We start from the raw sequence: 12,721 nt of genomic DNA on the forward strand, positions 1-12,721 counted from the left end.
GGTGAATACCTTTATAACTTATTAAGTGCCTTAACTATAAAATACTATTGCCTCATTTCTCGTTTATGCTAAGGACAGCTACTATGAGCGACCATTCCCAATCCCCAGTTTCTACCCAAACGACAGACACGCCAAACTTCGCTGATGTTTATCATGAGTCTATTACGGATCGAGAGCAGTTTTGGGCTGAGCAGGCGAAGCGTATCTATTGGCATAAAGAGCCTGAGCAAATTCTAGATGACAGTAATCTGCCTTTTGCCAAATGGTTTGTCGGCGGTGAGACCAATCTTTGTTATAACTGTGTCGATCGTCATCTGGTAGACCGTGCAGAGCAAGATGCTTTTGTGTGGGTGTCATCAGAGATTAATCAAGAATTGATAGAAACCTTTCCAGCGGTCGTTGATTCGTTTAAAGATTTGGGCAATAACGTCGAGTTTTATACAGACTATACCAAGCGTCGTCTAACTTATAATGACTTGTATAAAGAAGTTAATTATTTTGCCGATGTGCTACAGCGTCACGGTATTGGCAAGGGTGACCGTGTCATTATCTATATGCCGATGATATTGGAAGCGGCTTATGCCATGCTGGCTTGTGCGCGTATTGGTGCCGTGCATTCAGTCGTGTTTGGTGGGTTTGCCGCCCATAACTTGGCTATTCGTATGGATGATGCCGAAGCCAAAATGGTCATTACGGTAGATGCAGGGCTACGCGGCGGTAAGGTCGTCAATTATAAAAACCTAGTCAATCAAGGCGTCGAACAAGCGACTATCAAGCCAGAGCATGTACTGGTGGTCAATCGCGGTATATTGCCATTTGAAACCAAAGCGATCGATGTTGATTATGCGACCGAGCGTCGTCATAGCTGTGAGGCCAATGCAGTCGTAGAGCCAGTTTGGCTTGAGTCAAATACCCCGTCCTATTTGCTTTATACTTCTGGCACTACTGGCACACCAAAAGGGGTGCAGCGCGATACAGGTGGTCATGCCGTCGCGCTGACGACGTCGATAGATTATGTCTATGACGGCAAGGCGGGCGAGACGTTCTGGGCGATATCTGATATTGGTTGGGCTGTAGGGCACTCTTATACGATCTATGCGCCGTTACTGGCGGGTATGACCAGTATCATGTATGAGGGCTTGCCGCATATGCCAAACCCTGGTATTTGGTGGCGTATTGTTGAAGCTAACAAAGTTAATATTTTATTCACAGCGCCCACAGGCGTGCGTATGCTCAAAAAACAAGATGAAAGCTGGATGACGCGTTACGATGTCTCCAGTGTGAAGTCATTCTTTTTGGCAGGTGAACCACTTGATGAATCGACGGCTAGTTGGTTGACTCAGCACCTAGGCGTACCGATTTTAGATCACTATTGGCAGACAGAGTCTGGTTGGCCAATCTTGAGCCATACGCCAAAGTTCAATCATAAGCCGCACAAGCAAGGGTCACCTGGTTACCCGATGTACGGTTATGAGGCGCATGTCATCAATGAGGAAACGGGCGATCCTTGTCAGGCTGGCGAAAAAGGATTACTTGCAATTAAAGCACCACTACCGCCTGGTTGTCTCACCACGGTATGGCGTAATGACGAGCGCTTTATTAGCAGCTACTTTGGTCTGTTTGATGGTCAGCAGTACTCAACCTCGGACTATGCAGTGACAGATGAAGAGGGTTATTTTTATATCTTAGGGCGTACCGATGACGTGATAAACGTCGCAGGACATCGTATAGGCACACAAGAGATTGAAGAGGCAATCAGTACGCATCCAGAGATGGCAGAGTGTGCCGTGGTGGGTATTCAAGACGAGCTAAAAGGTGAGCTACCTATTGCGTTCTGCGTCCTAAAAGATCAAACGCAAATTGAAACCACCGAAAACCGTTTCCGTATCGAGCAACAAGTGATAGGCGCTGTCGTCAAATCTTTGGGCGGCATTGCCCGACCAGCTGCTATCTACTTCCCACAGGCACTGCCAAAAACTCGCTCTGGTAAAATCTTACGTCGCTCAATTCGTGCTCTAGCGGAAAACCAACCGACAGGAGATATGTCAACGCTTGATAACCCAACTGCTATTGATGCGATCAAGCAGGCGATGAAAGATTATTGATTGGTATAAATTAGCCTCATACAAAAATAGTGATGTTGTTCATCGCGTATCAAAGTCAGGTTAACTTCAAAAAGCTCATGAGCAATCATGGGCTTTTTGTTTCTAATATTTGGATAAATCCCCTTTAACAAAACAAACTTAGCGAAAATTTTGATAAAGCGCTTGACCGTAAAATTGATTTATTGTTATAGTCAATAACGATACAAAATAAATCATTTTAAAATTTGGTTTTCTATAAATATTTTACAAATAACTATTTATAGCGCTTAACTTTTAATGAATACTCAGATACCGTCACACGGTAGTCTCGCAAAAAAGATAAGGATATCTTATGCACCACGTTCAGCAGCTCATCAATGGTCAGTTCGTACAATCAAATACCGACGAATGGATTGATATCACCGATCCAGCAACTCAAGAAGTCATCGCAAAAGTCCCTCAAACCACCAATGATGAGATTAACCAAGCTGTCGCCGCTGCACAGACAGCGTTTGAGACATGGCGCAAAACGCCAATCACCACGCGTGCGCGTATCTTTTTAAAGTATCAATCTTTGATTCGTGATCATATGGATGAGCTGGCAGAAATCTTGACCGCAGAGCAAGGCAAAACGATTGCAGATGCACGCGGTGATGTGTTCCGCGGTCTAGAAGTGGTAGAGCATGCCGCTGGTATTGCCAATCTGCAAATCGGCGACTTCGTAGAAAACGTGGCGTCAGGTGTCGATACTTATAGTATTTGGCAGCCACTCGGCGTTTGCGCTGGTATCACACCATTTAACTTCCCAGCGATGATTCCACTATGGATGTTCCCAATGGCGATTGCTACGGGTAATACATTTATCCTAAAACCGTCTGAACAAGATCCGATGGTGACTATGCGTTTGGTTGAGCTAGCGATTGAAGCGGGCGTACCAGAAGGCGTTCTAAACGTGGTACATGGAGGCAAAGCAACCGTCGATGCTATCTGCGACCATCCAGATATCAAAGCCGTTTCTTTTGTAGGCTCTACTCATGTAGGCAAACACGTCTATGAGCGTGCTAGCCAATCAGGTAAGCGTGCCCAGTGCATGATGGGTGCCAAAAACCATGGCGTTATCCTGCCAGATGCCAATAAAGAGCAAACGCTCAATCAGTTAGCAGGCGCAGCATTTGGTGCAGCTGGTCAACGCTGTATGGCGCTGTCAGTCGTCGTACTAGTAGGCGCAGCTGGTGAGTGGATTGATGAGATTAAAGCAAAAGCAGAAAGCTTGGTCGTCTCAGCTGGCAAAAATGACAAGGATTTGGGGCCGTTGATTTCGCCTGCTGCGAAGGCCCGTGTCGAGCATTTGATTGGGACTGGGGTAGAAGAGGGCGCGAGCTTGATACTAGATGGTCGCGGAATTACCGTTGAAGGGTTCGAGAAAGGTAACTTCGTTGGCCCAACTATCTTTGATAATGTCACAAGTGATATGCAAATTTATCAACAAGAAATCTTTGGTCCAGTACTATGTATTATGCGTGCTAACAGCTTGGACGAAGCGATTGCACTATTGAATGCCAATCCACATGGCAATGGTACGGCGATATTTACTCAGTCAGGAGCAGCTGCACATAAATTCCAGCAAGACATTCAAGTCGGTCAAATTGGTATTAACTTGCCCATCCCTGTGCCACTACCTATGTTCTCCTTCTCAGGTTCACGTGGCAGCAAGCTTGGTGACCTAGGACCTTATGGCAAGCAAGCCGTCCAGTTCTATACTCAGACGAAGACAGTGACGGCACGTTGGTTTGATGATGAAGCAAGCCGCGGTGTTAATACGACGATTTCAATTTAATCGTCAGCTCATTGTTGTTTCAGTATGACATTTTGTGTTTTCGGTATGACGATAATGCGACTTGCGGTACTATTAAACGCAATTTTATTATCGTTATGCCGCTATCATGTCGCGCTAATGTCTTATAAAATCTCTGACCAACATTTTCATTAGTGCTTTTATTAACGTTTATCTGAGATTTAAGCCCTATATTTGATCTATAAGAACAAGGATGACCCTATGGATTTTTCATTGACCGATGACCAAGTCGCCTTTCGCCAAACCGCCCGTCAGTTTGCGCAAAAAGAGCTAAAGCCAAATGCTGCTGAATGGGATCGTAACTCGCATTTCCCAATAGATGTGATCAAAAAATCTGGTGAGCTTGGATTTTTGGGGCTGTATGCCAATCCAGAGTATGACGGCTTGGGCCTACCAAGACTCGACTCAGCGATGGTATTCGAAGAGCTTGCATGGGGCGACACGGCTGTAGCAGCGTATATGAGTATTCATAACATGGCCGCATGGATGATTGGTGAATATGGCAGCGATACGCTATGCAAAAAATATCTGCCCAATATGGTCAGCGGTGAGTGGTTGGGTAGCTACTGCTTAACAGAACCAAATGCAGGCTCGGACGCAGCTTCATTACGTACCAAAGCTGAAAAGCAAGGCGAACATTACGTACTGAATGGCGAAAAAACCTTTATTTCTGGCGCAGGCTCAACCGATGTATTGGTGGTGATGGCACGTACTGGTGATGCTGGGCCAAAAGGTGTGTCAGCGTTCGTCGTAGACGCCAATAGTGCTGGTATCGAATATGGCAAAAACGAGCACAAAATGGGCTGGAAAGCACAGCCAACACGCACGATTAGTTTTAAAGACGTTAAAGTCCCAGTAGAGAACTTAATAGGCGAGGAAGGCCAAGGTTTTCGTATCGCGATGAAAGGACTAGATGGTGGTCGTATTAATATCGGTATTTGTGCAGTAGGAACGGCACAAGCGGCGTTAGAGACCGCAACCAGTTACGTGCAAGAGCGCAGTCAATTTGGTAGTCCGATTGCTAGCTTACAATCGGTACAGTTTAAACTTGCTGATATGTTGACTCAGACCATTGCCGCACGGCAAATGCTGTATCTAGCAGCTGATAAAGTTGACAATAATGATGGGCAAGCGTCTACCTACTGCGCAATGGCAAAACGTCTGTCTACGGATCTTTGTTTTGATGTTGCCAATGAAGCTCTACAATTGCACGGTGGCTATGGTTATCTAAATGAATATCCACTTGAGCGCCATGTACGAGACTTACGTGTGCATCAAATCTTGGAAGGCACCAATGAGATCATGCGAGTGATTATTTCACGTCAGGTCTTGCAAGATGAAGGGTTAAGCCAGCTACGCTAATTTATCTCGTTTTACTGAAACAAGGATGTTTTATGACAGAGTATACAAATCTACAGCTATCAATTGATGGCCATACCGCAACATTGACGTTGAATAACCCACCGGCACATACATGGACGATGGACAGTTTGCATGCGCTTAAGCAGCTCATCAACGACCTCAATGCCAACGATGATGTTTACGCATTAATCGTGCATGGTGATGGCGAAAAGTTCTTCTCAGCAGGTGCGGATTTAAACAACTTCTCAGACGGTGATAAAGGCCGTGCAATAAGTATGGCAATTGCATTTGGTGAGGCGTTTGAAGCATTGTCTGCCTATCGCGGTGTTAGTATCGCTGTCATCAATGGCTATGCGATGGGCGGCGGACTAGAGTGTGCGCTCGCATGTGATATCCGTATCGCAGAAGCGCACGCACAGATGGCATTGCCAGAGACGGGCGTGGGATTATTGCCATGTGCTGGCGGCACACAGAACCTACCTATGTTAGTAGGGGAAGGTTGGGCTAAGCGCATGATACTGTGCGGTGAGCGGGTCGATGCAGAAACAGCGTTGTGTATTGGTCTGGTCGAAGAAGTTGCTGCCAAAGGAGAAGGGTTAAAAGTGGCGCAAGCATTAGCGCAAAAAGTTGCTAAACAGTCTCCTGTTGCTGTCAGCTATTCTAAATCGCTTATCCAAGCGGCGAGAAATACCCCGCCTGCACAAAATCTTATCCATGAGCGTGAAACGTTCGTGAAGTTGTTTGATACCAACGATCAGCGCGAAGGGGTGCAAGCCTTTTTAGAAAAGCGTCAACCCAATTGGCAAAACAAATAAGCAGCGATCAAAACGCTTGAGCCATTTTTATTATTTAATTTTTGTAGGTCACTTTTATGACAGCAGCGACGAATGATACTAATACCCAAAAGCTGGCAACCAATATAGAACCAGAAGCGCCTGTACTGTTCAATACTGAACCGACAGATTGCGGGCACTTGATTGGGATCATGACACTTAATACACCCAAATCGCTTAATGCACTCAGCGTTGATATGTGTCAATTGCTCTCAGCGCAGTTAGAGCAGTGGCAAGCGGACGAGCAAGTGGTTGCGCTTGTATTAAAAGGTGCAGGGGATAAAGCGTTCTGTGCGGGCGGCGATATTCGTAAGCTCTATGACAGCATGTCTACTGATGCGCCAATACCAAACCCGTATGCTACTGAGTTTTTTAGTTACGAGTACCGTCTCTATCGTCAAATGCACTTTTATCCGAAACCATTAATACTTTGGGGTGACGGTATCATCATGGGCGGCGGTATGGGGCTGATGGCAGGATGTAGTCATCGTCTAGTCACTGAGCGTACGCGTTTTGCCATGCCTGAAGTCACAATTGGACTGTTCCCTGATGCATCTGGTAGTTGGTTTTTGCAGCGTATGCCTGCTAAGACGGGTTTGTTTTTAGGTCTAACTGGCGCGATGTGCAATGGCAGTGACGCGCTATTGGCCAATCTGGCAGAGTATGCCGTTGCTAGCCATGACTATGATGCCGTCATACAGCGTCTTAAACAGAGCGACTGGCAGGCAGTCGATAACACGAGCGGTGCAGATAAGTGCCATAGCAATAGTGCACATAGTATTGTCAGCGGGGCACTTGCTGAGCTGCCAGTAGCCGAACTACCTGATAGTAAGCTTGCAACTTACTGGCAGCCTATTCAGCAACTGATGAATAGCGGTGGTCTGGCTGATATCGATACGTTGCTACAAAGCGATGAAGCACTCATGCAGCTAAACCAAGACTTTGCAGAAGACAGTTGGACTCAGCGAGCAGTTGCAACCTATCGGCATGGTTGCCCGGTAACGGCTGCATTAACCTATGCGCTGTATCACAAAGTCGCTGACCTATCGATCGAACAAGTACTGTATTTAGAGATTAATGTCGCAGTACATTGCGCGGCCAACCCTGATTTCAAAGAAGGTGTGCGGGCATTATTAATTGATAAAGATAGAAATCCTAAATGGTCACGTTCATTAGCAGACTGTCTAAGCATAGAAGGCCAAGCGTATATCGATCAGCATTTTGTCAATCCTTATCCAAAAGGTGAGCATCCTTTGAGCGATTGGTTGGGTGATAATGCACTAGCTAGTCAAAGTGTCCGCTAACTGCCTAAAAGACATTTATAACGTAAGACAACCAGCGATTTTATAAAGTTCTAAAGAAGGGTGCTAAGGCATAAGATGGCAGCATTCATTAATAAGCAATACTCGCTAATAAATACTGTTAAATAGTATGTAGCAATAGCTACATCATAAATCATCAAGGAGTGATGAGATGGGTACAAAGGATATAAGTACAATGAGTAATGACCCCAGCAAACCAAATATTGCCTTTATCGGGCTGGGTAATATGGGCGCGCCAATGGCGGAGAACTTGTTAAAAGCAGGTTATGCACTGTCTGTTTTTGATTTGTCTGAGGTTGCAACCCAGCGCTTAGCACAAGCAGGGGCTAGCATCGCAAAAAGTCCTAAAGATGCTGCGAGTAACGCTCAAGTTGTGATTAGTATGTTGCCTGCAGGTCAGCATGTACATTCGGTGTACTTGGGTGATAGTGGCTCTGATGGATTGCTCGCAGAGTTACCAAAAGGCACGCTTGTGATTGACAGTAGTACGATTGCGGCGGCTGATGCAAGGACAGTAGCAGAGGCGGCAAGTAAGCTTGGGATAGATTTCTTGGATGCACCCGTCTCTGGTGGTACAGGCGGGGCAGTTGCTGGTAGTTTGACCTTTATCGTCGGCGGCGATGATGCTGCTTTTGCTAAGGCTGAGCCAATACTTGCCGTGATGGGGAAAAACATCTTTCATGCTGGCGAGCACGGCGCGGGACAAGTGGCTAAAATCTGTAATAACATGCTATTAGGTATCTTGATGGCGGGCACGGCAGAGGCGATTAATCTAGGCGTCAAGAACGGCTTAGATCCCAAAGTGCTATCAGATATCATGCTACAAAGCTCAGGGCGTAACTGGACACTAGAAGTTTATAATCCTTATCCAAAAGTCATGGAAAATGTGCCTTCTAGTAATGGCTATCAAGGCGGATTTATGAGCAAATTGATGCAAAAAGATTTAAACCTTGCGATGCAAACTGCTCAAGACATTGAAGTGGAAACACCAATGGGTGCTAAAGCAACAGAATTATATGCCTCACATACTGTAGAGAATGGTGATAAAGACTTTTCTAGTATTATCGGACGTCATGATGTCTCATTATTGTCTTAAACATACTAATATTAAGAATTTTTGGTATCACTAGTAGGTGGCATTAATTAAGAGAATGCATTTGCTAAAAAGAAAAAGGACGACGCTAAAATCATAGCGTAGACCTTTTTTGATGGCTAATAGATAGTATTAGCTTTGCAGATCGTAGACGAGCGTCTGAACGTCTTGCGCGGCTTTTTGTAGGCGTGGTACATGAGTCAGCAGATCGTCAAGTGATACCCGTATGGTTGGTGCATGCAGATAGAGAGAAGCCAGATAGCGTGACTTTTTGTCCAGTATAGGTACAGCCACTGCCACCATCTCAGAGATAAACTCCTCATTATCAATGCCGATACCAGTATCAGCAATGCGATCAAGCTCGGCATTTAATGCATCGATATCAGTAATCGTATTCTTAGTGAACTTATCTAGTGGCAACCCTTGTAGGATTTTCATACGGCTAGTTGTAGATAGTTGACTTAGATAGAGCTTGCCAGTCGCTGTACACCACATAGGTGACTTTGCCCCGACAGGAAGATAAATCTGTAGTGGCAAGGTCGTCTGAGCACGGTTGGTATAGATCATATTCATATGATAGGGAATGCCAATACCGCAAGTTTCTTTAAGCTCATCAACCAGTTTTTGCAAAATCATCTGCCGCTCGTTAAAGAACAGTCGTTGTTGCCATAGCTCAACGCTCAAATTGCGTACGCGCTTACCAGGGATAATACCGCCACCAATATCAACAGTCAAAAAACCATCATCAACCAAGTTTTGAATCAATCTATGAATGGTCGGTTTAGGGATATCGAGCTCTTGTGAGAGCTCTAGTGGAGAAAGCGGTTTTGAAGCATAGGACACTGCTTCGATGATTTCTAGGACACGGGTAATCGACGATACTTTAGGCATATATATGACTCAGTAGGAGTAATGAAATAAAGCAGACAGCATCACAAAATTTTCATAAATAAGACAAATGGTGACAATACTGACGTTCTATAACAAATCTATTATAACAACTAATTTAGCATAATATCCGCTTGAGGCAAGCGTTAGTCGCGTTATATGAGATCATTTATATCATTTTATCTGTTGGCTTAGATTTGCCTATATACGTAACAATAGATACGTCAACTCACAAGCCACACTATTTGGTAAGGTTAAGCCATATAACTGTCATTGAATCAAAGTACGTTCTAGATAATTATGCGGACATGTTTTGCAATACCCTTACATAAACATTAAGCAAGCAAAGTCTCATGTTTACGCTGTTTGGTTACTTTAAGGACGTTATGTAACATAAAGGCGAATTTTTGTAGATTGGTGTAGCAATTATTACAGTACCTATGCAATCTTTACATAATGGCAAATAAAAACAGCATCAGTAGGGGTGACTTTTTAAGTCAGAATTGTTTTAATCACCTCAACAAAATGATGGTTTAACAAAAGCACAATCATCGTTTTTTATGGGCGGGTTTATTTCACACTTTAGGAGAATAATTATGAAATTGATTAAATTGACGGCAATCTCTGCTGCTGTTTTAGCATCAACTGCTGCATTAGCTGCTGAGCCAGTTATCGTTGTTGATAACAATGCTGTAGTCGCATATGAAGCTGAGCCAGTTGCTGTTGCTTATCAAGCAGAACCTGCTTCTTATGCATACAATGCTGACGCTGGTGTAGTAAGCAACACTACTGGCGCTGTTGTTGGTGGCACTAAAGGTTTCTTTAATAAAGTAGTGAACCCAGCGTCAGTTAGTGCTGAAGTTGGTTCTTTGGGATATGGTGCTAACATTGGTTGGTCACTAAACGAAAAAGTTGAACTGCAAGCTGGTTGGGCAGGTGGCGATGTAGCTGACCTTTTCGGCGGTGATTTTGACGCAAATGACATCAATTATGATGTTGATAGTGATTTTAGCAATCCTTACTTAGGTGTGCAATTGCGTCCTACTGGTAACTGGTTTACGATGGGTGCTGGTATCATCGTTCCTGACAACGATATTGATGTGCGTGCAAATGCTGAAGGTGAAGGCTACTATAGTATTGATGGCCAAAAATATTATGCTGGCACAGCAGAAGTTGAACAAGCACTTGCTGATGATTTTGGTGGCCAAAATGTTGGCAATTTAGAAGGTTCTCTAGAACATCGTAATAAACTTGCTCCTTATCTAACGGTAGGTTTCCGTCCTAACATTACCAATAACTTTGGTGTATTTGGTGAAGTTGGTGCAGCTTATTTGGGTAAAGTAGATGCAACAGTACGTTACACTGGTGAGGAAGGTAACACTGTCGCGGCACAGGACGCAGCTCGTAAGGCAGAAGCAGACTTAGAAGATAAAGATTGGTTAGAATGGTTCCCAATTGTTAAAGTTGGTGCAACTTACCGTTTCTAAGCTAATCACAGTTTAAATACTGTCATTAGTAGAAAATAAAAAAACGATCCTTTTTAGGGTCGTTTTTTTATGTCTAAAATAAATTAGTGAAAATATTCTGAAATCAGGTTTGAACTTTACTGAGAAAACTCTGCTCAAAAAATGATGACAGTCTGCTGCGATTGTAACGTGGCAATACGATAAACAGATTGGTAGTCCGCATCCTTACTATCACTGAGTATAGAAGCAGAGTTAACCTCTTTTTTATTTTCAATCAAGCTAGGAATAAGGTGAGAGTAATCCATACCTAAGCCTTGAGCTAACGTATATTGGTTCACTTTGATAAAGCTTTCTTTTATTTGCCATAACAGTTTGGCAGTGCGTTCTCGCTGATCTGTAGATAGCTCCTGTAAAATAGTCAACTCACTCTCTGAGTAGAAACGCTTGACTACATGCCACGCAATATTATTGGTCTCTATATCAATACCGGCAGGACGCTGACGACTAATAACAACCGCTATTTTACTGTGTAAACGCGTCAAATTTGTCCGATTCGATGCTGTAGTTTGCTTTGAACTACTAACGCCTGTATGGCTAAAGCATACGTAATGCTGACTATTAACGAGCCGATAGGGAAAGCTTGACTCATCTAAGGTGTCATCTATTTCTAATTTTTTGAGCAGCTCTTGCAATAGTTGCCTAACGCCTTGCCGCTGCTGCTGACGCTGTTTACGTGCTAGAGCAGGTACTAAGTGTCTAGGTGCTGCTGTCGCCACCTGATAGTACCAATTTAGGCTATTGAACTTAGTGATGTCTTTACACGACGTATTGCATGATGATAACCATAATGACTTTTTCCACAAGCTTCCAGTGACTGAATGACTTACTGACTCACTCACTTGAGCAGTCACACACCATGTCGTGGTGTCGAGTTGAGTGTACTGTATTTGGGTAAGGTTAGAATTCGGCATATATTAATAGTCATCAAAAACGATTATCATAGAATTGAGTAAGTCTGAACGCTATGTATTTGATACATAGATAGTCATACAAAAGCTATATTTAAATAGTTTATATCTAATTAACCTACTAAAAATCCAAAAAGCCCAGCAATATACTCTTGCTGGGCTTTTATTAAACTATCGAACGCTATAAATAACGCTAAATCACAATTTAGTAAGACAGCTCAGCACGACGGTTTTGTGCATACGCGTCTTCAGTGTTGCCAGCTGCTGCAGGGCGCTCTTCGCCATAGCTAATGACACGGATGTTGTTTGCAGTGACACCTTGAGCAGCTAGGTAGTTACGGGCAGCTTGTGCGCGTCGCTCACCTAGTGCCATGTTGTATTCACGGCTACCGCGCTCATCAGTGTGACCTGCGATAACGACAGTCGCTGCTGGGTTTGAATTTAACAGGCTTACGTGTTGGTTAAGGACGCTCGCTGATTGAGCAGTAATTTCGCTGCTATCAAAGGCAAAGTAGACCACTGCTTGAATATTCTCAGCGCCAGTGATGACAGCGTTTGAGTTATCAACGATAACAGCACCGTTATAGCCCACTTGTCCACCTGGAATACCTAGCGGGGCAACGACAACTTCTGAGGTAGAACGCTTGGTAGCACAACCAGTGGTTAATGCAACGGCACTTGATAATAAAGCAAGAACAGCGATCTTAGAAAAACTGATTGACATGACGAGCTCCTAAAATTTTAATTAAATTTGTTTTTTTAAACTGCTTCCGATAAAACTTAGGCAATCTCTATCTATAATATACTAAATGTTAATTTATGTAAGTATTTTTACTGTAAATTACGATAG

Annotated in this window: 10 protein-coding genes; 7 read left to right on the plus strand and 3 right to left on the minus strand. The window is 43.9% G+C overall.

The window, feature by feature from the left end:
• Positions 1 to 83 precede the first annotated feature (83 nt).
• From CXF60_RS07825 to mmsB, 6 genes are all read left to right on the plus strand, one after another.
• Positions 84 to 2,105 carry a propionate--CoA ligase gene (locus CXF60_RS07825; RefSeq protein WP_102091488.1) on the plus strand — a complete coding sequence of 674 codons (2,022 nt, stop codon included), beginning with the start codon at positions 84 to 86 and terminating at the stop codon, positions 2,103 to 2,105.
• A gap of 331 nt (positions 2,106 to 2,436) precedes the next feature.
• Complete coding sequence (locus CXF60_RS07830) at positions 2,437 to 3,921, plus strand: CoA-acylating methylmalonate-semialdehyde dehydrogenase (protein WP_102091489.1); 1,485 nt, start codon at positions 2,437 to 2,439, stop codon at positions 3,919 to 3,921.
• A gap of 219 nt (positions 3,922 to 4,140) precedes the next feature.
• On the plus strand, positions 4,141 to 5,301 hold the full coding sequence (locus tag CXF60_RS07835) for an acyl-CoA dehydrogenase family protein (RefSeq protein WP_102091490.1): 1,161 nt from the start codon (positions 4,141 to 4,143) through the stop codon (positions 5,299 to 5,301).
• Between the two features lie 32 nt (positions 5,302 to 5,333).
• Entirely contained in the window at positions 5,334 to 6,116 is a 783-nt protein-coding gene (locus tag CXF60_RS07840) for an enoyl-CoA hydratase (RefSeq protein ID WP_102091491.1), read from the plus strand.
• Between the two features lie 56 nt (positions 6,117 to 6,172).
• Complete coding sequence (locus CXF60_RS07845; protein WP_102091492.1) at positions 6,173 to 7,438, plus strand: enoyl-CoA hydratase/isomerase family protein; 1,266 nt, start codon at positions 6,173 to 6,175, stop codon at positions 7,436 to 7,438.
• A gap of 193 nt (positions 7,439 to 7,631) precedes the next feature.
• Complete coding sequence (mmsB, locus tag CXF60_RS07850) at positions 7,632 to 8,552, plus strand: 3-hydroxyisobutyrate dehydrogenase (RefSeq protein WP_228707070.1); 921 nt, start codon at positions 7,632 to 7,634, stop codon at positions 8,550 to 8,552.
• 129 nt (positions 8,553 to 8,681) lie between these two features.
• Here mmsB and CXF60_RS07855 read toward each other — a convergent pair whose 3' ends face one another.
• Entirely contained in the window at positions 8,682 to 9,440 is a 759-nt protein-coding gene (locus CXF60_RS07855; RefSeq protein ID WP_102078462.1) for an IclR family transcriptional regulator, read from the minus strand.
• A 593-nt stretch (positions 9,441 to 10,033) separates the two neighbouring features.
• On the opposite strand from CXF60_RS07855, the gene CXF60_RS07860 reads away from it, so the two are divergent.
• Positions 10,034 to 10,924, plus strand: a complete 891-nt coding sequence (locus CXF60_RS07860) for a hypothetical protein (protein ID WP_102091494.1) — start codon at positions 10,034 to 10,036, stop codon at positions 10,922 to 10,924.
• A gap of 134 nt (positions 10,925 to 11,058) precedes the next feature.
• Here the strand turns inward: CXF60_RS07860 and CXF60_RS07865 are convergent, their stop codons facing one another.
• Entirely contained in the window at positions 11,059 to 11,874 is an 816-nt protein-coding gene (locus tag CXF60_RS07865; protein WP_102091495.1) for a 4'-phosphopantetheinyl transferase family protein, read from the minus strand.
• A gap of 202 nt (positions 11,875 to 12,076) precedes the next feature.
• Positions 12,077 to 12,595 (minus strand): peptidoglycan-associated lipoprotein Pal, encoded by a 519-nt coding sequence (gene pal, locus CXF60_RS07870; protein WP_101205056.1) that lies wholly within the window; start codon positions 12,593 to 12,595, stop codon positions 12,077 to 12,079.
• Positions 12,596 to 12,721: the final 126 nt, after the last annotated feature.

This window comes from Psychrobacter sp. 4Bb (assembly GCF_002836735.1).
GTDB lineage: Bacteria > Pseudomonadota > Gammaproteobacteria > Pseudomonadales > Moraxellaceae > Psychrobacter.

Coding starts and splice junctions, on each gene's coding strand:
- CXF60_RS07860 (WP_102091494.1), top strand. CDS start 10,034: ATGAAATTGATTAAATTGACGGCAATCTCTGCTGCTGTTTTAGCATCA.
- pal (WP_101205056.1), bottom strand. CDS start 12,595: ATGTCAATCAGTTTTTCTAAGATCGCTGTTCTTGCTTTATTATCAAGT.
- CXF60_RS07830 (WP_102091489.1), top strand. CDS start 2,437: ATGCACCACGTTCAGCAGCTCATCAATGGTCAGTTCGTACAATCAAAT.
- CXF60_RS07855 (WP_102078462.1), bottom strand. CDS start 9,440: ATGCCTAAAGTATCGTCGATTACCCGTGTCCTAGAAATCATCGAAGCA.
- CXF60_RS07845 (WP_102091492.1), top strand. CDS start 6,173: ATGACAGCAGCGACGAATGATACTAATACCCAAAAGCTGGCAACCAAT.
- CXF60_RS07840 (WP_102091491.1), top strand. CDS start 5,334: ATGACAGAGTATACAAATCTACAGCTATCAATTGATGGCCATACCGCA.
- CXF60_RS07825 (WP_102091488.1), top strand. CDS start 84: ATGAGCGACCATTCCCAATCCCCAGTTTCTACCCAAACGACAGACACG.
- CXF60_RS07865 (WP_102091495.1), bottom strand. CDS start 11,874: ATGCCGAATTCTAACCTTACCCAAATACAGTACACTCAACTCGACACC.
- mmsB (WP_228707070.1), top strand. CDS start 7,632: ATGAGTAATGACCCCAGCAAACCAAATATTGCCTTTATCGGGCTGGGT.
- CXF60_RS07835 (WP_102091490.1), top strand. CDS start 4,141: ATGGATTTTTCATTGACCGATGACCAAGTCGCCTTTCGCCAAACCGCC.